The following is a 19,329-nucleotide window of genomic DNA, read 5'->3' as shown; positions in this document are numbered from 1 at the left end:
GCCGTCCGGAGGGCAGGGCCTCACGGGGCCACGACGGTCGCCGCGCGGATGCTCGACACCGGGAGCGTGCGCTCGACGTCGGCGGCCCTGTCGCGGCCGCGCAGCCGTCCGCCGCCGATACCCGTGGCCTCCAGGAGCAGGTCCCGCGTGGATCCGTCCGGCATGCCGACCGTCACACGCAGGACGGCCTTGGCTCGCACCGCGGCTTCGAGCTCCCGGTCGAGCCAGGCGGCATCGGCGTCCGGCCCCTGGCGATCGCGCAACCGGGCGATCAGCGTGTCGTAGTCGTCAGCGGGGTCGTGTCCGTCGGCCGGGGGAGCGGCGGGGTGGCGGTCGCGCACGACGATCGCTCCGTCCTCGTCGACGAGGCTCGCGGGGTAGCGGGCGTCCGTCAGCGCCCAGTACACGGTGTCCTGTGCCACTCGCGTGGTGAGCGAGCCCACGTGGGCTGTGAGCGCGAGCGGTCGGAGCGCCTGATCGACCGCGAGGGCTTCCAACACGTGCGGGTCGCTGCTCTCGATCCGGGTGCGCCCCGTCTCGCCGTCGACCGACACCCGGATGAGGCCGTGCCGTTGGGCGGTCTGCGCCACCAGGTAGCCCAGCGGCTGGGGTATTCCGGTGAGGGAGATCGCGCCGAGGAAGTCGAGGATGGAGTGTTCGCTCTCCCCGGTGGCGAAGGCGTGGGCCACCGACTCGGCGGTGAACCGGTAGGAGGAGGCCTGTGCAGCGGACTCCCGGACGGCGATCGTGCGCAGTCGCACGTCGAGGGCGGGCTGCAGCGGACCGGGAGCGATGGCCGTGAGGTCGTTCTGGAGGAAGATGCGGTCGACCTCCGCCGGGAGCTGTGCGACGAGGGTGCGGGCGTCGGCGGGCTCTCCGCGTCGGAGCGGCGCGGCCCAGGGGGGCTCGGTGCCGTCGTCGGCGATCAGACCGATCAGCCGGGCCGATTCCGTGAGCTCAGCGGCGTGTTCCGTCCAGGCGGCGTCCCAGGGGTGCGCGAGCGGCCACTGCGACACCGGGATCCACCCGGCAGTCGCCGGGCGAAGACCGCGCGGCAGGGAGTCGCGGAAGGCGGTCGCGAGGAGCGTCCAGCGGGCGGCGACGGAAGAGCGCAGCCACTCCTCGGCGAGCGCGGTCGTCCGCAGCCGACGGTCGACCGGGGCCGCCAGCCGGGCACGGACGGCGAGTCCGGAGAGCAGGTCGATGGCCTCGGTGGGCAGCCCGGCCTCGGCGAGCTGTCGCTTCTCGCCGGCGCTCACCGCTCCGCCGAGCAGGAGGGCGAAGGGCCGCTCCCTGGCGATGAGGAGGAGGTCGGCGAGGCGCGCGACCGTGGTGAAGGCGCGCTCGGCGGCGTGAGCGGACGTGGCCTCGGAGGACGGCGCGGGGGGAGTGGCGTCGATCGGCGTCGGCCGCGCGCGGCCTTCGACCAGCAGGTCCACGGGCGGCTGCGGTGTCCCGTCGGCGCGCAGGAGGGCGAGGGCGACCAGTCGCTCGCGGCCCTCGCCCGGCCGCTCACCGGCGACGGCATCCACGAGGGACGCGGCCTCCGCGGCGGTGAGTGCCGGGAGGACTCGGCTCAGGGAGGACGGTTCCAGCAGGGCCTCGGCCGCATCGAAGAAGTCCTGCCACGTCGCGTCGGGGCGTACGCCGCGGGCGGCGAACAGCTCCCGGAGCTCGGCATCGCTCGCTGCGGCCAGGCGGTCGGCCAGCGGTCGTGCGTGCGTGCTCATCGGCGGGGGCTCAGCGACGCGATTGCGCGCGACCCTTCCGGACGAAGCTCATGATCAGCAGGGTGATGATCAGCACGAACGCGAGCGGCAGCCCCCAGTAGGGGATCGCGGCGACGACCGGCCACGCGCCTTCACCGAACGCGGCGCGGTCCATGCCCGTGGCGGTGCCGATGATGATCGCGAAGAAGCACACCACGGAGGCGGCGGCGATCCCGAGTGCGGTGAACGCCAGGATGCGATCGATCCGGCGGATGGGGACCTCCGGTCCGGGGCTCTGCGTGCTCATCCGCTCCAGACTACTCGCCCCGGCGCGGTCGGTTCCGTTCGCCCCGCGACCGGTAGGCTGGACGCACGCGCACGAGCGCGCTCTGTTCTGCTTTTCGATACCAGCGAGGTTCACCCATGCCCACCGGCAAGGTCAGGTTCTACGACGAAGACAAGGGTTTCGGCTTCATCGCCAGCGATGACGGCCAGGACGTCTTCCTGCACGCCTCCGCGATGCCGGCCGGCACCGCGATCAAGGCGGGTGCGCGCGTGGAGTTCGGCGTCGCCGATGGCAAGCGCGGCCTGCAGGCGCTGTCCGTGCGGGTGCTCGAGGCCCCGCCCAGCCTGGCGAAGGCCAAGCGCAAGCCCGCCGACGACATGGCGATCATCATCGAAGACCTGGTGAAGCTGCTCGACGGCATCGGCGGCGATCTGCGTCGCGGGCGCTACCCGTCCTCCGGTCACGGCCGCAAGATCGCAGCCGTTCTGCGCAAGGTCGCTGATGACCTCGAAGCCTGAGGCTGACGCCCGCCTCGTCGAGGCCCACGATCTCGCGCTCGCAGCGCTGCGCGAGTTCACTCCCGCGTCCACCATCGGGCCGGCCGCCGGATACATCGCAGAGGAAGACGGATCGGTCTCGCTGCGCTTCGAGAACCGGCTGGCCGGATATCCGGGGTGGTACTGGACCGTGACGGTGGCCCGCGTCGACGACGAAGAGCCCACGGTGCTGGAGGCCGAGCTCCTGCCGGGCGACGGCGCACTCCTCGCGCCCGAATGGGTGCCCTGGGCCGAGCGCCTGGCGGAGTATCGCGCGCACCAGGCCGAGCTCGCCGACGCGGCTGCGGCGGCAACGGACGGCGATGACGGCGACCGGTCAGACGGAGCCGCGGACGTCGAACTCGACGATGTCCTGGACGACGAGCTCGACGAGGATGACGACGAGGCGTCCGACATCCTTCACGCCGGCGACCTCGACGGCGTCGACATCGACGAGCTCGACGACTCCGCATCCGACGACGAACTCGACGACTCCGCATCCGACGACGAACTCGACGACTCCGCATCCGACGACGCGGAGGACGACGACGCCGAAGACGACGACGCCGAAGACGACGACGCCGACGTCCGCGGTGCGGACGCCGGCGAGGTCGACGAGGAGGAGTGAGTCCCGGCGCTCAGCCGCCGAGGTTCTCCAGCACGTAGTCGATCGAGCGCGTGAGCTGACGGATGTCGTCGGGCTCGATGGAGACGAACGTCGCGACGCGCAGCTGATTGCGTCCGAGCTTGCGGTACGGCTCGGTGTCGACGATGCCGTTGGCGCGCAGCGTCTTCGCGATCGCTGCCGCGTCGATGCTGTCGTCGAAGTCGATCGTCGCGACGACCGGCGAGCGGTGTGCCGGGTCGGACACGAACGGCGTCGCCACGGTGGAGGCCTCGGCCCAGTCGTACAGCACGGAGGACGACTCCGCGGTGCGCGCCGCAGCCCAGGCGAGGCCGCCGTTGTCGAGGATCCACTGCAGCTGGCTGTCGAGCAGGTGCAGCGTGGTCAGCGCCGGGGTGTTGAGGGTCTGGTTGAGTCGGGAGTTGTCGACCGCCTGCTTGAGGCTGAGGAACTCGGGGATGTAGCGGCCCGAAGCGGCGATGCGCTCGATGCGGTCGACCGCGGCGGGCGAGACGGCCGCGAACCACAGTCCGCCGTCCGACCCGAGGTTCTTCTGCGGGGCGAAGTAGTACACGTCGGCCTGTGCGACGTCGAAGTCGATGCCGCCCGCCGCGCTCGTCGCATCGATCACGGTCAGGGCCCCGTCGGCGTCGACGCGCGACACCGGAGCGCTCACGCCGGTCGAGGTCTCGTTGTGCGGCCACGCGTACACGTCGATCCCGTCGACGAATGCGGCCTGCGTGCGGGACCCCGGCTCCGCTCTGCGCACGTCGGGGGCCTCGAGCCACGGGGCCCCGGCGGCGGCGGCGAACTTGCCGCCGAACTCGCCGAACACGAGGTTCTGGCTACGACGCTCGATGAGGCCGAACGCTGCGGCGTCCCAGAACGCGGTGGAGCCGCCGTTGCCGAGCAGGATCTCGTATCCGTCCGGGATGCGGAACAGCGCGGCGAGCCGCTCGCGCACGCTGCCGACGAGGTTCTTCACGGGCGCCTGACGATGCGAGGTGCCGAGGATCGACGAGCCGGAGGAGAGCAGCGCCTCCAGCTGTGCGGGCCGCACCTTCGAGGGGCCGCAGCCGAAACGCCCGTCAGCGGGCAGGAGGTCACCGGGAATCTCGATCGCCATGGGTCGATTCTAGGGGGAGCGCACGGGGCAGCCCCGCCCGCGGTCGATCCGATGTCCCCGCGGGAATGTAGGCTTGCCTAAGAACTTCGGAGGGCCCGCACATGACCGATCTGATCGACACCACGGAGATGTATCTCCGCACCATCCTCGAGCTCGAGGAGGAGAACATCGTGCCGCTGCGCGCGCGCATCTCCGAGCGGCTCGGCCACTCCGGACCGACCGTGTCGCAGACGGTCGGGCGGATGGAGCGCGACGGGCTCGTCGTGGTCTCCGAGGATCGTACGCTCGAGCTCACCGACGCCGGTCGCCGCAAGGCGGTCGACGTGATGCGCAAGCACCGTCTCGCCGAGCGCCTGCTGTCGGATGTGATCGGACTCGACTGGGCGTTCGTGCACGAAGAAGCCTGCCGCTGGGAGCACGTGATGAGCGAGCAGGTGGAGCGCCGCCTCGTCGAGCTGCTCGGGCATCCCACGGAGTCGCCCTACGGCAATCCGATCCCCGGTCTGGATCAGCTCGGCGACCTCCCGGCCCGGACGTTCGATGAGGGCGTCGTCGGTCTGGTGCAGCGTCTGAACGCGGCGGGCGAGCCCGTCGAGGGCACGGTGCGTCGTCTGGCCGAGCCCGCGCAGGTCGACCCCGAACTGCTGGAGCAGCTGCGCGATGCGGGCGTCGTACCGGGGGCGCGCGGTGACTTCCGGTTCAACGAGGGCTACGTCCTCATCCAGATGGACGGCAAGGACGAGGGGCTCGAGCTTCCCGTCGAGCTCGCGTCGCACATCTTCCTGGTGGGCGAACCGGCCTGATCGCGCCGCAGAATCGCGGTTCGTCGCGCACCGTCTCGGGGCGTGGGACGGCCTCACCGAGGATTGCCAGTTTCCCAGGGTGACATGATCGTTATCTTCCGGTAACCTCGGTCAGGTCCTCAGCGAAGAAGCCCGTTGGGGATGGACCGCGAAGATACGCCTTCAGGCTCATCGTCTTCTCGGCACGGATGACTCTCGTACCCGATTCCCCATCCGCGCCATCGAGGAGAGCGCTGATGAGCCAGCACACCCGAGGTGCGAAGGCCCAGGAGGACCACGTTTTGGCCGCAGACATCGAACCGACCGAGAAGACACCTGAAGATCGAGTTCCGGCTCGCCGCACCCCACCGAAGGTGACGGCGCGAAAGGTGGTCAAGCCTCTCCGGTCGGTGGCGATCTTCGGTGCCGTCGGTGCACTGGTCGCCGCCGTCGCGCTTCCCGCCTACGCCGCGTCCAAGCCGGCCGATGCCGCCACCACGACGGTGCAGCAGCTCGCCGCGGTCGACGCGCAGTCGCTGGTCGTCGCTTCCGAGGCGACCTCCGCTCCCGTCGTGCGCGGCACCTTCAGCGCGACGACTCCCGACGAGATCGCGAAGAAGAAGGCCGAGGAGGCCGCTGCCGCTCGCGCCGCGGCCGCCGCCACCGCTGCGGCTTCGTCGTCGGGCGGTCGCTTCAACACGGCCGGCTACGCGCTCACCGCGCCGGGCTCCGGCGAGGTGCGCTATCCGCTGCCGCTCGGCTCGTGGCACGTCAGCCGCACGATCGGCGGCGGTCACAACGGCATCGACATGCTCGCACCCGCGGGCACCCCGATCTACGCGGCTGCGGCCGGCGTCGTCCGGGCTTCGGCCGAGAACATCGGCGGCTACGGCGTCTGCGTCATGCTCGACAGCGTCATCGGCGGCCAGCGCGTGCAGACCACGTACGGCCACATGCTCTACGGCTCGCGTCAGGTGCAGGCCGGCCAGAGCGTCGCGGCCGGTCAGCTCATCGGCTACGTCGGCAGCACGGGACGTTCGACCGCGAACCACCTGCACTTCGAGGTGTGGATCAACGGCGGCCTGGTGGAGCCGGGCAACTGGCTCTCGATCAACGCCGGCTGACGGACACACCTCCGATCGTTCACCCGCTGTTGCGCCCTGCCCCCTGTGGGATGGGTTAGCCTGAACCCGTCGTCGAACAGGCGGGAGAGGCTGATGGAGCGAATACCGACCATCCGAACCATGGATGCCCTCGGTCGTCACGTCCTTCAGCATCGCCCGCAGGGATGCCGCGGTCCTGCCGCGCGCGAAAGGCGCTGTCTCTAGACAGCGCCTTTTTTCGTCCCTGCGTGCACTCCACCGCCTGTGCGATGCCGTGTGAGTCGAGAGTGCCGGGAAGCCGTCCCGGCGGATCGAGAGGATGACGAATGCGCACACTGGTCCTGAACGCCGGGTACGAGCCGCTGGCGATCGTGTCGTTCAAGCGAGCACTGGTCCTGGTCATGAATGAGAAAGCGACCGTGATCGAGCGCGTCGAAGACGACCCCGTCTGGGGGACGCACGGTGTCTACGACCGGCCAGCCGTGATCATCCTGTCCCGCTACGTGCGGGTGCCGACCGGGCGACGTGTTCCGGTCACCCGGCGCGGGGTGCTCCGCCGCGACGACCACCGCTGCGGCTACTGCGGCAAGTCGGCATCGACCATCGACCACGTCCTGCCCCGGTCGCGCGGGGGAGCGGACTCGTGGGAGAACCTCGTCGCGTGCTGCCTGCGGTGCAACAACCTCAAGAGCAATCGCACGCCGCAGGAGATGCGGTGGCAGCTGCGGTTCGCGCCGCGCCCACCCCACGGCACCGCCTGGACGGTGCGGGGGTCCGAGCGGAGCGACCCGCGGTGGGAGCCGTACCTCGCCCTCGCGGCGTGACCCTGAGCGGCCGAGGGCGCGCATCCCGGTCCCGTAGACTGGGTGCGCGCCCTCGTAGCTCAGCAGGATAGAGCAGCCCTCTCCTAAAGGGCAGGTCGCAGGTTCGAATCCTGTCGAGGGCACCCTTCCCGCGATCCCGTCGTCACGGCTTCCCGCGGCGCCATAGCGCGGACGGCCACCAGATGGCCTTCCCGATGTCGTACGTGAGAGCGGGCACGAGCAGCGAGCGCACGACGAACGTGTCGAGCAGGACGCCGAACGCGACGATGAACGCGAGCTGCACGAGGAACAGGATCGGGATCACCGAGAGGGCGGCGAACGTCGCGGCGAGCACGAGGCCGGCAGAGGTGATGACGCCCCCGGTGATCGAGAGCCCGCGCAGGATGCCCTCGCGTGTTCCGTGCTGCTTCGACTCCTCGCGCACGCGGGTCATCAGGAAGATGTTGTAGTCGATGCCCAGGGCCACGAGGAAGACGAAGCCGTAGAGCGGGACGGCCGGGTCGGCGCCGGGGAACGCGAAGATCCCGTTGAACACGAGCGCGGACACGCCGAGCGCGGTTCCGAACGACAGCACCGTGGTCAGGATCAGCAGCACCGGGGCGAGGATCGACCGGAGCAGCAGCATCAGGATCAGCATGATCACGAGCAGGATCACCGGGATGATGAGGTTACGGTCGTGGATCGAGGCATCGTTCGTGTCGACCGATGTGGCCGTGACGCCGCCCACGATCGCACCGAGGTCGTCGAGCTCGACGCGCAGCTCCCGCACCGTCGCGGCAGCCGCTGCCGAGTCCGCTGCGTCGGTCAGGGTCCCCTGCAGCAGCACCTGACCGTCCACGACCGTGGGATCCGGCGCGGGGGTTCCCGGAGGGCCGACCGCCGTGATCCCGTCCTCGTCGATCGGCGCGGAGCCGCTCGGGGAGTCGGCGGCGGTCACCGTGACCCCGTCGATCCCGTCGTTGGACAGGAGCACGTCCGCCGCGTCTTGCATGCGCTCCTCGTCGACCACGACCGACACCGGGCTGCCCGACCCGCCGGGGAAGTGCTCGCCCAGCGCGACCTGCCCGTCGCGCGCCTCAGAGGCTCCGAGCACGAGGTCGGACTGCGGCACTCCCACCGCGTCGAGCTGGGTGACTCCGGCGGCTCCGGCCAGGAGCACGAGCGTCGTCACGATCCAGATCACCCGGGGGCGCTTCTTCACCGCGCCGGCGAGGCGAGCCCACAGCCCGGTGGTGCGCATGCCGTGCTCCTCCGCGACGACCTCGGGCTCGAAACGGGGCCGGCGGGGCCAGAACACCGCGCGCCCGAAGAGCAGCAGCAACGACGGGAGCAGTGTGAGCGCCGACAGCATCGCGAACACGATGCCGATCGCGGCGACCGGCCCCAGCGTGCTGTTCGACTTCAGGTCGCTGAGCAGCAGGCACAGCAGTCCGGCGATCACGGTGCCGCCTGACGCGACGATCGGCTCGACCGAGCCCTTCCACGCGGCCCGCAGCGCGACGCCCTTGTCCTGCGCGACGCGCAGCTCTTCACGGAAGCGGGCGACGAGGAGCAGCGCATAGTCGGTCGCGGCGCCGATCACGAGGATGAACAGGATGCCCTGGGTCTGTCCGCTCAGCAGCAGGATCTCCCACTTCGCCAGCCACCACACCACCAGGAGCGCGACGCACAGCGCGAACAGACTCGTGGACAGCACGACGAGGGGCAGCAGGAACGACCGGTAGACCAGGACGAGGATCACGAGGACCGCCAGCAGCGCCACCCCGAGCAGGAGGCCGTCGATCCCCGAGAAGCCGGCGACCAGGTCGGCGCTGAAACCGGCCGGTCCGGTGATGTAGACCGTGACCCCGTCGGGGACCGCCGCGCGCAACTCCTCGCCGAGCGCCGTGGTGGTATCGGCGAGTTCCGCGTCGCCCTCGATCGGGATGAACGCCTGCACGGCCTTCCCGTCGTCGGAGGGGAGCGCGGGCGAGACGTCGTCCGCGACGCCCTCGACCGACGGAGCGTCGGCGACCGCATCGCTGATCGCGTCGAGCTCGGTCTGCGTCAGCTCCTGGTCCGAGGTGAACACCGCGATGGCCGGGATCGCGTCGCTGTCGTTGAACTCGCCCAGGAGCTGTTGCACCGTGGTCGCGTCGGCCGATTCGGGCAGGTACGTGGTCTGGTCGTTCGAGGAGACCTCGTCGACCTTGCCGAACAGGGGACCACCGAACGACGCCCCGGCCAGCCACACCAGGATCAGCAGGACCGGGAGAAAGACCCGCAGCCACGAGTGGCGACGGACGCGCTCTCGGGAGGGCGGGGTCGGCGTTTCGGCGGGGCGGGACATCGGGTTCCTTTCGGGAGGAGGTGGGTTCGTCGCGGGGGCGTCGGAGTCAGGAGACCCAGGCGAGGATGAGGATCATCGTGGCGAGGAAGCCGGCGATGTAGTTGAGGGCGATGAAGCGGCGCCAGGCGCGGTTGGTCCTGCCGGAGGTGTCATCGGTGACGTTCCACCACGGTGCGGCGTTCACGATGTAAGGCACGGCGAGTACCGCCGCGAGGGGGCCGGGCCAGGGCGTGAGGAGCATTGCGACCCCCGCCACCGCCCAGAGGCCGATCGCGAGGCGCACGGTGGCTCGGGCACCGATCACGGTGGCGATGGACGAGATGCCGCCCTCGCGGTCCGGCCCCACGTCCTGCACGGCGCCGAACGCGTGCGCTGCCATGCCCCACAGGAAGAACGCGCCGAGCGTGACCACGGTCGCCGCCGAGACCGGAGCTCCCGCGAGGGCGAGGCCGACGATGGCCGGGCTGACGAAGTGGGTGCTCGACGTGATCGAGTCAAGGAACGGTCGTTCCTTGAAGCGCAGCACCGGCGCGGAGTAGGCGATCACCGCGAACACGCTCACCGCGAGCCACCACCACGACGCGGGGTTGCCGACCGCGAACAGGTAGACGAGGAACGGCACGTTGGTCGCGGCAGCGGCCCACAGGGTGGTGCGGTGGATGCGCGGCGACAGCAGTGCTCCCTCGATCCCGCCCTTGCGCGGGTTCGCCAGGTCGGACGCGTAGTCGAACACGTCGTTGATGCCGTACATCGCCAGGTTGTAGGGGATGAGGAAGTACAGCGTGCCGATGACGAACGTGGGGTCGATCTCGCGCGTGCTGAGCAGGTAGGCGGCGGCGAACGGGAAGGCGGTGTTGATCCAGCTGATAGGCCGCGACGACAGGAGGATCTGCGCGATGTCGTGTCCGACTCCCGTGCGCGGCACGGACGCCCGGCTCATGCGCGCTCCTCCCGTTCGGTGGCGGCTGCGGTCGCTGCGGCCGAGGTTCCCCTACGGGAACGTCGCGCCCGCAGGGCGGTCCACACGGCGGGCAGCAGCAGCACCGCGGCGACCGGATAGGCGAAGTCCTCCAGCGGAGCGAGACCGATGTGCACGCCGACGAGATGTGCGGGGGAGTAGTGGAAGAGCCCGGTCGCGATCATGACGGTGTCGAACACGGCCGTGAGCGCCAGGAGGGTCAGGGCGGTGGCGGCCAGAGCGCCGGCGTGGGGACCGCGCCGGGCCACGAGCGCGGCGACGAGGCCGCCCGTCGCGGCGACGGCCAGGAACACGGCGGACAGCTGCAGATACGTCATCGGGCGACCTCCGCGCGGGGCGACCGTGCGCGGCGGCGCTCGACGATCCGCACGGCACCGCCGTACAGGACCATGGTGCACACGACCAGGAACACCAGGAAGACCGGCTCCTCGATCGGCAGCTCCGGGGCGAGGACGATGCCCGTCGCGATCACCGCATCACCGCGGAAGAAGATCCCGGCGGCGATGCCCGCCACGTCCCAGACGAGGAAGAACGCGACCCCGAGCACCGTCACGACGGCCGCGGCGAACACGTCGCGCCAGAAGAACAGGCGGAAGCGCCAGTCCAGCAGCAGCATGCACCCGAGCGACACCAGCAGGGCGCCGAGGTAGATCGCGCCGGTCACGGCCGGGCCGTCCGTTCCGAGGGCGCCGGCTCCGGGAGGGGACCGGGCGAGTGGTCGCCGCGGATGCGCTTGAGCACCAGCTCCGCGCTGATCAGGCACATCGGCACGCCGACCCCGGGCGCCGTCGTGGCGCCCGCGTAGTACAGCCCGCGGACTCGGCGCGACGCGTTCTGCGCGCGGAACATCGCGCTCTGCGACAGGGTGTGCGCCGGGCCCAGCATTCCGCCGCGCCAGGAGTGGTAGTCGTCGTGGAAGTCGGCAGGTCCCACGGTCTCGCGCACCACGATGCGTTCGCGCAGGTCCGGGATCCCCGCCCACGAGGAGATCATGTCGATCGCGGCGTCGGCGGCCGCTTCGATCTGCGGCGAGCCGGATCCGTCCGATCCGCCATGGCCGAGGTCGACATCGGCGGGCACCGGGACGAGGACGAAGAGGTTCTCGTGGTCGGGGGGCGCGACGTCGGCGTCGGTCGCGCTCGGGCGGCACACGTACGTCGATGCCGGTGCGGGGATCTGCGGGGTGCGCCCGAAGATCGCGTCGAAGTTCGCGTCCCAGTCGTCGGTGAAGAACAGGGAGTGGTGCGGCAGCTGCGGCAGCGATCCCCGTACCCCGAGCATGACCAGCACCCCGCCGGGCCCGCTTGTCCGCCGCGCCCACCACGACTCGGGGTACGACTGCAGCGACGGCGGCAGCAGCGCGGTCTCCGTGTGGTGCAGGTCGGCGCCGGACACCACGATGTCTGCCTCTTCCACGTGCTGGTCTCCGCTGGGGTCCGTCCACCCCACGCCCCACACGTGCGTCCCGGCGCTGTCGTCCCGCGTGAGGATGCCGGTGACCTCGGCTCCCGTCACGATGCGGACGCCCGAGCCCTCGGCCAGGGCCGCGATCCGCTCGACCACGCGCCAGAATCCGCCCTGCGGGTACAGCACGCCCTGATCGAGGTCGAGCGCGCTCATGAGGTGGTACATCGCGGGGGCGCTGCGCGGATCGGTGCCGAGGAAGACCGCCGGGTAGCCCAGGATCTGCCGGAGCACGGGGTGGCGGAAGCGCCGGGCGGCGAACGACTGGAGTCGGGTTCCCAGGAGGGAGAACAGGCGGGGGAGGGCACGCAGCACTTCCGGGGCCGCGAGGGAGCGCGTGCGGGTGAACGGGTTGTAGAGGAAGTAGCGCTGCGCCATGGTGCCCGCGTGGTACGCCGAGTCGAGGTAGCGGTCGAGCGTGGCAGCGGCGCCCGGCTCGAGGTCGTCGAACAGTCGTCGGACGGCATCGCGGCCCGCGGGAACGGTGACAGCGCCCTCCGCCGACTCCGGTGCGCGGAAGACGCGGTACCCGGGGTCGAGCAGCGTCAGGTCGAGCTGCTCCTCGGTGCTGGTGCCCATCATCCGGAAGAAGTGGTCGAACACCTCCGGCATCAGGTACCACGAGGGGCCGGAGTCGAAGCGGAAGCCCTCGCGTTCGAGCGTTCCGGCGCGTCCGCCCACCCGGTCGTTGCGCTCCAGCACCACGACCTCGTGCCCGTCGCGGGCGAGGAGCCCCGCGGTCGCGAGCCCCGCGACACCGGCACCGATCACGACGACGCGGCTCATCGGTCACGCTCCCACGCGGTGGTCACGACGGCCCGTGCCGCGAGCAGCGCCTTCACCGGGTCCGGCACGCGCACACGGCGGCGGTAGAGCTCGGCGGCGGGGGTCTTCGCGACGCGGCGGGTGAGTGCGGCGAACAGCGCCAGCGCGCTGCGGACGGCCGCCCTCGCGTCCTTCGGCAGGAGGGGGATCGCGGCGCGGGCGTCGGCCAGCTGGCGTTCGACCGTGGCGACCCAGGCGTCGCGGTCGGCGTCCGTGAGCCGTTCGGTGCCACCGAGGTAGCCGCGCTGGAGGCGGTCGGTGTCGTCGGCGAGGTCGCGCAGGAAGTTGACGTTCTGGAACGCGGCTCCGAGCCGCCGGGCTCCCCGGTGCAGGATCTCCCGCTCCTCCGGGGTGCGGTCGGCATCGCGGAGGAACACCTGCAGGCACATGAGCCCGACGACCTCGGCCGAGCCGTAGACGTAGGCGGCGTGGGCGTCCGCGTCGTAGGCGGTGAACCCGGCGTCGCGGGAGATGTCGGCACGCATGGAGTCGAAGAACGGCCCCGTCAGGTCCTCGCCGATGGCGCACTCCCTCGCGGTGCGGGCGAACGCGTGCAGGATCAAGTCGCTGCTGTACCCGGTGCGCATCGAGCGGTGGGTCTCGGCGATGTACGAGTCCAGTGCCGCGGCCTGCGCCGAGGCGTCCAGCCCCGCCTCGGCCGCGACCCCGTCCACGATCTCGTCGGCGATACGCACCATGGCGTAGATGTTGCGCACGTGCTGGCGATGCCGCGTGCCGAGAAGCCGGGTGGCGAGACCGAACGAGGTGGAGTAGGTGCGGATGACGTCGGTGGTGGCGATCTCGGCGGTGCGACTGAAGCGGCGCAGGGCGGCGGGATCCGGGCGTTCGACGGGGCGGGGGCTCATCGGCGGCGGCCCTCGATGCGGTCGGCGATCGCCAGGATCGTGCGCCCGGCCGCGGGGCTGAGCGTGCCGGACTCCTCCGCCTCGGCGAGCACGGTCGACACGGCGGTGAGCTGCTCCTGCACGAGTCCGCGGACGAAGCGCTCGGCGCCGCACTCGCGCAGACGGTCGCGGATGTCGCCGGCGTCGGACGCGCTGAGGTCGGCCGTGCCGAAGCGCAGCTCGATGCTCGGCCAGTGGCTCGTCATGCGCGCGTACGCGATGATCGCGGTCTCCTTGCCCTCTCGGAGGTCGGAGAAGGCGTCCTTGCCGTGTGCGTGCGGGTCGCCGAACACCGAGAGGAGGTCGTCCTGCAGCTGGTACGCCAGTCCGAGGTGGGTGCCGATCTGGGTGAGCTGCTCCTCGGCTTCCGCGCTGGCTCCGGCGAGGACGGCAGCGGCGCGCAGCGGCAGCACGAAAGAATAGGTCGCGGTCTTGGACGCGCTCGTGGCGAGGATGGTCCGCAGGTCGGGCGTGACGATGCCATCGCTGAGGGCGACGTCCGCGTGCTCACCCGCGACGGTCTCGAACACGGTGGTGTCGAGCAGGGCCAGCAGCCGCTCGCGGCCGTCGGCGCTCACCTCGGCGCGGGCGAAGCCGAGCACCGCGGTCGACAGGAGCAGATCGCCGAGGAGGATCGCGCTCGCGCGTCCCCAGTGCAGGGCGGCGGCCGCGGTCTCGTCGGGGCGCCGCGCCACGAGGGAGCCGATGAGGTTGGGCCGCCCGCGCCGCGTGAGGTCGCCGTCGATCACGTCGTCGTGCAGCAGGAACGCGAAGTGCAACAGCTCGACGTGCGCGGCCACGTCGATCGCGCCCTCGGTCTCGCGTCGGGTGGGCACGGTCGTCGCCAGCGCGGGGAAGAGCTCCATCAGCATGAGCGGACGCAGGAGCTTGCCGCCGAGGGCGTGCTGGGCGGCCTCGTTCCAGAGCGCGGCGAACTCGGCCCCGTGATGCTCGGCGGCCACGGCGCGCTCGGCGAAGCGCCGCCGCAGGACCTCCTCGATCCGAGTACCGAGGTCTTCGTGCGTGATGGTCGTGCTCATGGCTCAGACCTCACCGAGGCTGCGGAGGCGTGGCAGTTGCTCGACGATCCACGGGCTGAACGCGAACGGAGCGAGGGCCACGGCCTCGGCCAGCGCCCCCGGGTCGACCCAGGCCCATTCCGACACCTCCTGCGGGTTGGCGACGGGATCGTGATCGAGCACGGCGACGTGCACGGGGCAGATCTCGTTCTCGACGATGCCGCTCGCATCCACGGCGCGATAGCGGTAGTCGGGGAGGACGAGGCGGACCTGGTCGACCCGGAGGCCGAGCTCGTGCAGGCCGTGCCGCCGCACCGCATCCGCCATGTCCTCGCCGGGCTGAGGGTGTCCGCAGAAGCTGTTGGTCCAGACGCCGGGCCAGGTGCGCTTGGTCAGGGCGCGCCGCGTGACGAGGACGCGCCCGGACGGGTCGAGGACGTAACACGAGAAGGCCAGATGGAGGGGGGTGTCGAACGTGTGGACCTCGTGCTTGGGAAGGACGCCGACGGCTGTCCCGTCTTCCGCGAGGAGCGTGACCTGTTGCATGACTTCCCCGTCCTTTAGCTAACTTGGTGAAATATCAACTTAGCATGAATCTGTTCGTGTGTAACATGATCGCATGGACACCGAGCCCCGCACCACCCTGCGCTCCGGGGCGGCTGTGGCCGCGGACTCCTCCGCTGAATCGGCCTCGACGGAGAGCGCCGACGGGCTGAGTCACGGATCGATCTACCACGTCGACGCGAGCGACCCGCGCAGCACACTGATCGATCGCACCGGGGTGCCCCCGGAGGATCTGCGCCAGATCGCTCTCGTCATGGAGGCGCTGAGCGATCTTCGAGACGCCGAGCAGCGGCTGTCGCAGGCCTCGCGGCGATACATGCAGCTCAACGAGACCGACATGCGCGCGCTGCACTATCTGATCGTGTGTGCCAACCGTGCGATGGTCGCGACCCCCAGCGGCATCGCGCATCACCTGGGCGTGTCCACGGCGGCGACCACCAAGCTCCTCGACCGGCTGGAGAAGGGCGGGCACATCCGGCGGTCGCCCCATCCGACCGATCGTCGTGCGCTCGCCATCACCATCACGCCGGAGACGCGGCACGCCGCGATGGAGACCGTCGGCCGACAGCAGGCGAAGCGCTTCTATGCGGCCGCTCGGCTGTCTTCGGCCGAGCGTGATGTCGTGATCCGCTTCCTGAAGGACATGACGGAGGAGATCACCCTCCGCGATGAGCCGTGGGCGACGGCGGGCGCAAAAGAAGATCCCGCCCGACCGTGAGGTGGGGCGGGACCGTGTCACTGGGCCGCTTTGTAGGCTTCGAGGATGGGGGCGGGAATCCTCCCGCGTTCTGAGAGGGTGTAGCCGTTCTCATTCGCCCACGCGCGGATTGCCGCGACTTCGGGGTTGCGTGCCGGTCGTTTCCGGGTGGAACTCGAGCGCGACGGCGCGGATGATCCGCTCCCGGCGCGGCGGCCCGCGGAGATATACGGCTCGAGTGCGGCGCGCAATTCTTCCGCGTGCGCCGCGTTCAGATCGATCTCGTAGGACGTTCCGTTCAACGAGAAATGCACGGTCTCGCCTTCACCGACCTCCAGGACGCTGCCGTCGATATCGTCGACCAGTTGATGCACAATTCTTCTCGCCATGAATGCGACTGTACCTGCGGCACGCAAACGCAGCAATAATTCACGGTCGCTCGGCCGGAGAGAGAAGCAGTTCAGGGGAGAAGACCGGCGCGGCGTGCCTTCGTCACGGCGGCGTGCCTCGTCGAAGCATCGAGCTTCGACATCGCGGTCCCCAGATATGCCTTGACCGTTCCCTCTCTCAGGCCGAGCTGCGCGGCGATCTCGGCATTCGTCGCGCCGAGCGCCGCGCACGCGAGCACATCCGTCTCCCGAGGGGAGAGGTGCACCACCGGCACCGGGGCGGTGGTGGGCGGCACGGTCTCACCGGCAAGGGTGAGCAGACGCCGCTCCACCTGAGCCAGACGCGCGCGCACGTCGACGTCCTCGACCGCGGCGGCGATGCTGCGCAGCTCGGCGAAGCTCTCACGCAGCTCCTCGCGCTGCGGCGCCGCGACGGTCGGCGGCGTTTCCGTCGCCGCACGGAGCCTCCGCTGCACCTCGTCCCTGATGCGGAGCTCGTCCGCCACCGACTGCGCCACCTGCATGGCGGGCGCCGTGGTCACCCCGCCGACCTGCGCGTGGTCCCAGGCGCCGGCGTACAGAACGCCGCGCGAGCGTCCCTGCACCACGATGGGCAGGGCCAGAAGCGTGCGCAGCCCCTCGCCGAGGACGAAGACGTCGTAGTCGTGCGTGATCTGCCGTGACGAGCCGTAGTCGCTGGTCATGCGCGGCCGCAACTCCATCATGGCGCGCCCGCCGAGACCCCGTTCCGGTCGGACGCGCAGCCCGTCGAGCGACCGGGTGCGGGCCCCGACGATACTGGTGACGCTCACCACGCCCTCTTCCACGAGACCGCCGAAGGCCACGGGGAACCGTGTGCGTCGTGCGAGCTCGCGCACCGCATTGGCGACGAGATCCGCCTCGGTCTCAGCGGCGATCGGAGAGGTCACGGAATACCTACTTTCGGGGGTGACGGCGCCGTTCCCCGTTTCGTAGCGTCGACCCTACCATTCGGGCGGATCGAGCCGCGCGAGCACGGGACATGTGGCAAGGAGGCCCCATGAACGACCGTCAACCGACCCCTCAGAGCGGAGCGATCGACTACGTCGCCGTCGAACAGTCTCCGCGATTCGTCCGGCTGAAGCGAACGCAGAGATCGTTCATCTTCCCGTTGGCTGCTTTCTTCCTGGTCTGGTACTTCGTCTATGTGCTGCTGGCCGCATTCGCGCGCGACTTCATGGCGCAGCGGGTGTGGGGCGATATCACGGTCGGTCTGCTCTTCGGACTGGGACAATTCGTCACGACATTCGCGATCACCATGGCATATGTCGCATTTGCAAATCGCAGGCTCGATCCGCTGGCGACCGAGATCAGGGATGAACTGGAGAAGGCGCAGGCCGACGCATGATCGGTATTCGGACGGCAACCGACACCGTCGCCCTCGAGATCAATCCGGTCTTCAACATCTCGATCTTCCTGGCCTTCGTGGCGGTGACCCTGTTCATCGTCATCCGCGCGAGCAGGAACAACAAGACGGCGGCGGACTACTATGCGGCGGGGCGTTCGTTCACGGGGCCGCAGAACGGGTTCGCGATCGCCGGCGACTATCTGTCCGCCGCGTCTTTCCTCGGCATCTGCGGTGCGATCGCCATCAACGGGTACGACGGCTTCCTCTATTCGATCGGGTTCCTCGTGGCCTGGCTTGTCGCGCTCCTGCTGGTGGCCGAGCTCATGCGCAACACCGGGAAGTTCACGATGGCGGATGTGCTGTCGTTCCGCTTGAAGCAGCGCCCGGTGCGCATGGCGGCGGCCATCACCACCCTGGCGGTGTGCTTCTTCTACCTGCTCGCGCAGATGGCCGGCGCCGGCGGGCTCGTCTCGCTGCTGCTCGGCATCGACGGGCGCGTCGGACAGTCGATCGTGATCGCGGTGGTCGGCATCCTCATGATCGTGTACGTCCTGATCGGGGGGATGAAGGGAACCACGTGGGTGCAGATCGTGAAGGCGGTCCTGCTCATCGGCGGCGCTCTCGGGATGACGATCTGGGTGCTCGCGCTCAACGGGTTCAGCCTCAACACGCTGCTTGAGGCTGCGGTCGCCAACTCCGACAAGGGTGACGCGGTGCTCGCGCCCGGGTTGCAGTACGGGGCGAATCCGTGGGACTTCCTCTCCCTCGGCATGGCCCTGGTGCTCGGTACCGCCGGTCTGCCGCATGTGCTCATGCGGTTCTATACGGTGCCGACGGCCAAGGAGGCGCGGCGGTCTGTGGTGTGGGCCATCTGGCTCATCGGCGGCTTCTACCTGCTGACGTTGGTACTGGGCTACGGCGCCGGCGCGCTCGTCGGAGCGGATGTGATCGCGGCAGCACCCGGTGGGGTGAACTCGGCGGCACCGCTCCTGGCGCTGCAGCTCGGCGGCCCCGTGCTGCTCGGTTTCATCTCGGCCGTCGCGTTCGCCACGATCCTCGCGGTGGTCGCCGGGCTGACCATCACGGCTGCGGCGTCGTTCGCCCATGACATCTATGCCAACGTGATCCAGAAGGGACGCAAGGATGCCGCGGGGAACCCGGTCGAGGCCGATCCGAACGGCGAGGTGCGCGTCGCCCGTCGTACGGTCATCGTGATCGGCATCCTCGCGATCGTGGGCGGTATCGGCGCTCAGGGGCAGAACATCGCGTTCCTGGTGGCGCTCGCCTTCGCCGTCGCGGCGTCGGCGAACCTGCCGACGATCCTCTACTCGTTGTTCTGGCGGAGGTTCACCACGCGTGGCGCGGTGTGGAGCATGTACGGCGGCCTGGGCTCGGCGATCCTGCTGATCGTCCTGTCTCCGGTCTTCTCTGGGACGCCGACGTCGATGATCCCCGGCATCGACATCGCGGTGTGGCCACTCAACAATCCGGGAATCGTCTCCATCCCGTTGGGCTTCCTCCTCGGCTGGCTCGGCACGGTCACGAGCACCCGACGCGAGTCGCCCGAGCTCGCTGCGGAGATGGAGGTCCGTTCCCTCACCGGCTTCGGTGCCGAGAAGGCGGTGGACCACTAGAGACCCCGTCGCCTCGGCGGAACAGGGAGGTGGGACCAGCGGGCCACCCGCCGGGGCCACTTTTCTGTGGGGTGGGGTGTGTGGGGTTGGGGGGGTCCGTGGGAACCGAGGTTGAGGAGGGACCGTTTGCGGTTTGGGTGTTTACC

General features: G+C 70.1%; 21 protein-coding genes and 1 tRNA gene. 9 read left to right on the top strand and 13 right to left on the bottom strand.

What is annotated here, in order from left to right; genetic code table 11:
* Positions 1–20: 20 nt before the first annotated feature.
* Both ACWGQ1_RS01655 and ACWGQ1_RS01650 read right to left on the bottom strand, forming a co-directional pair.
* Positions 21–1,730, bottom strand: a complete 1,710-nt coding sequence (locus ACWGQ1_RS01655; protein WP_452312232.1) for a helicase-associated domain-containing protein — start codon at positions 1,728–1,730, stop codon at positions 21–23.
* Positions 1,731–1,740: 10 nt separating this feature from the next.
* Positions 1,741–2,016, bottom strand: coding sequence for a multidrug ABC transporter ATPase (locus ACWGQ1_RS01650; protein ID WP_136031545.1), 276 nt, complete (start codon positions 2,014–2,016; stop codon positions 1,741–1,743).
* Between the two features lie 116 nt (positions 2,017–2,132).
* On the opposite strand from ACWGQ1_RS01650, the gene ACWGQ1_RS01645 reads away from it, so the two are divergent.
* A complete protein-coding gene (locus ACWGQ1_RS01645) occupies positions 2,133–2,513 on the top strand; it encodes a cold-shock protein (protein ID WP_136031547.1) in 381 nt (126 codons plus the stop codon).
* Positions 2,497–3,159, top strand: a complete 663-nt coding sequence (locus tag ACWGQ1_RS01640) for a DUF3027 domain-containing protein (RefSeq protein WP_378802650.1) — start codon at positions 2,497–2,499, stop codon at positions 3,157–3,159. The genes ACWGQ1_RS01645 and ACWGQ1_RS01640 overlap by 17 nt, the downstream gene beginning before the upstream one ends.
* A 10-nt stretch (positions 3,160–3,169) precedes the next feature.
* Here ACWGQ1_RS01640 and serC read toward each other — a convergent pair whose 3' ends face one another.
* Complete coding sequence (gene serC / locus ACWGQ1_RS01635) at positions 3,170–4,282, bottom strand: phosphoserine transaminase (protein ID WP_136037069.1); 1,113 nt, start codon at positions 4,280–4,282, stop codon at positions 3,170–3,172.
* Between the two features lie 101 nt (positions 4,283–4,383).
* Between serC and ACWGQ1_RS01630 the strand changes: the two genes are divergently transcribed.
* The 4 genes from ACWGQ1_RS01630 (at position 4,384) to ACWGQ1_RS01615 (ending at position 7,113) form a co-directional block, all read left to right on the top strand.
* On the top strand, positions 4,384–5,085 hold the full coding sequence (locus ACWGQ1_RS01630; RefSeq protein ID WP_136031553.1) for a metal-dependent transcriptional regulator: 702 nt from the start codon (positions 4,384–4,386) through the stop codon (positions 5,083–5,085).
* A 368-nt stretch (positions 5,086–5,453) separates the two neighbouring features.
* Positions 5,454–6,188, top strand: coding sequence for a M23 family metallopeptidase (locus tag ACWGQ1_RS01625; protein ID WP_240744570.1), 735 nt, complete (start codon positions 5,454–5,456; stop codon positions 6,186–6,188).
* A 305-nt stretch (positions 6,189–6,493) separates the two neighbouring features.
* Positions 6,494–6,991, top strand: coding sequence for an HNH endonuclease (locus ACWGQ1_RS01620; protein WP_452312231.1), 498 nt, complete (start codon positions 6,494–6,496; stop codon positions 6,989–6,991).
* A gap of 48 nt (positions 6,992–7,039) precedes the next feature.
* Positions 7,040–7,113 (top strand) — tRNA-Arg (locus ACWGQ1_RS01615).
* A gap of 20 nt (positions 7,114–7,133) precedes the next feature.
* Here ACWGQ1_RS01615 and ACWGQ1_RS01610 read toward each other — a convergent pair.
* The 8 genes from ACWGQ1_RS01610 to idi are packed head-to-tail and all read right to left on the bottom strand — an operon-like array spanning position 7,134 to position 15,058.
* Complete coding sequence (locus ACWGQ1_RS01610; RefSeq protein WP_447653111.1) at positions 7,134–9,320, bottom strand: MMPL family transporter; 2,187 nt, start codon at positions 9,318–9,320, stop codon at positions 7,134–7,136.
* Positions 9,321–9,366: 46 nt separating this feature from the next.
* A complete protein-coding gene (locus ACWGQ1_RS01605; protein ID WP_136046249.1) occupies positions 9,367–10,260 on the bottom strand; it encodes a prenyltransferase in 894 nt (297 codons plus the stop codon).
* On the bottom strand, positions 10,257–10,616 hold the full coding sequence (locus tag ACWGQ1_RS01600) for a lycopene cyclase domain-containing protein (protein WP_136046248.1): 360 nt from the start codon (positions 10,614–10,616) through the stop codon (positions 10,257–10,259). Before ACWGQ1_RS01600 ends, ACWGQ1_RS01605 begins: the two co-directional genes overlap by 4 nt.
* On the bottom strand, positions 10,613–10,915 hold the full coding sequence (locus ACWGQ1_RS01595) for a lycopene cyclase domain-containing protein (protein ID WP_136046294.1): 303 nt from the start codon (positions 10,913–10,915) through the stop codon (positions 10,613–10,615). The genes ACWGQ1_RS01600 and ACWGQ1_RS01595 overlap by 4 nt, the downstream gene beginning before the upstream one ends.
* A 44-nt stretch (positions 10,916–10,959) precedes the next feature.
* A complete protein-coding gene (gene crtI, locus ACWGQ1_RS01590) occupies positions 10,960–12,549 on the bottom strand; it encodes a phytoene desaturase family protein (RefSeq protein WP_452312230.1) in 1,590 nt (529 codons plus the stop codon).
* Positions 12,546–13,454, bottom strand: coding sequence for a squalene/phytoene synthase family protein (locus ACWGQ1_RS01585; protein WP_452312229.1), 909 nt, complete (start codon positions 13,452–13,454; stop codon positions 12,546–12,548). Before ACWGQ1_RS01585 ends, crtI begins: the two co-directional genes overlap by 4 nt.
* Positions 13,451–14,533 (bottom strand): polyprenyl synthetase family protein, encoded by a 1,083-nt coding sequence (locus ACWGQ1_RS01580; RefSeq protein ID WP_136031569.1) that lies wholly within the window; start codon positions 14,531–14,533, stop codon positions 13,451–13,453. Before ACWGQ1_RS01580 ends, ACWGQ1_RS01585 begins: the two co-directional genes overlap by 4 nt.
* Positions 14,534–14,536: 3 nt before the next feature.
* A complete protein-coding gene (idi, locus tag ACWGQ1_RS01575) occupies positions 14,537–15,058 on the bottom strand; it encodes an isopentenyl-diphosphate Delta-isomerase (protein ID WP_136031571.1) in 522 nt (173 codons plus the stop codon).
* A gap of 73 nt (positions 15,059–15,131) precedes the next feature.
* Between idi and ACWGQ1_RS01570 the strand changes: the two genes are divergently transcribed.
* Positions 15,132–15,794, top strand: coding sequence for a MarR family winged helix-turn-helix transcriptional regulator (locus tag ACWGQ1_RS01570; RefSeq protein ID WP_247637583.1), 663 nt, complete (start codon positions 15,132–15,134; stop codon positions 15,792–15,794).
* Between the two features lie 17 nt (positions 15,795–15,811).
* Here ACWGQ1_RS01570 and ACWGQ1_RS01565 read toward each other — a convergent pair whose 3' ends face one another.
* Both ACWGQ1_RS01565 and ACWGQ1_RS01560 read right to left on the bottom strand, forming a co-directional pair.
* The gene (locus ACWGQ1_RS01565; RefSeq protein WP_136031573.1) at positions 15,812–16,162 is read right to left on the bottom strand and encodes a histone-like nucleoid-structuring protein Lsr2; all 351 of its coding nucleotides are present in this window, start codon (positions 16,160–16,162) and stop codon (positions 15,812–15,814) included.
* 71 nt (positions 16,163–16,233) lie between these two features.
* On the bottom strand, positions 16,234–17,091 hold the full coding sequence (locus ACWGQ1_RS01560; protein ID WP_136037066.1) for a LuxR C-terminal-related transcriptional regulator: 858 nt from the start codon (positions 17,089–17,091) through the stop codon (positions 16,234–16,236).
* 110 nt (positions 17,092–17,201) lie between these two features.
* Here ACWGQ1_RS01560 and ACWGQ1_RS01555 point away from each other — a divergent pair, with 110 nt between their 5' ends.
* Entirely contained in the window at positions 17,202–17,549 is a 348-nt protein-coding gene (locus ACWGQ1_RS01555) for a DUF485 domain-containing protein (RefSeq protein WP_452312228.1), read from the top strand.
* Entirely contained in the window at positions 17,546–19,183 is a 1,638-nt protein-coding gene (locus tag ACWGQ1_RS01550) for a solute symporter family protein (RefSeq protein WP_206253002.1), read from the top strand. Before ACWGQ1_RS01555 ends, ACWGQ1_RS01550 begins: the two co-directional genes overlap by 4 nt.
* The last annotated feature ends 146 nt before the right edge of the window (positions 19,184–19,329 follow it).

The sequence above is a fragment of the Microbacterium sp. NPDC055599 genome (assembly GCF_053618975.1).
This window is presented reverse-complemented; position numbering and strand designations above follow the sequence as displayed.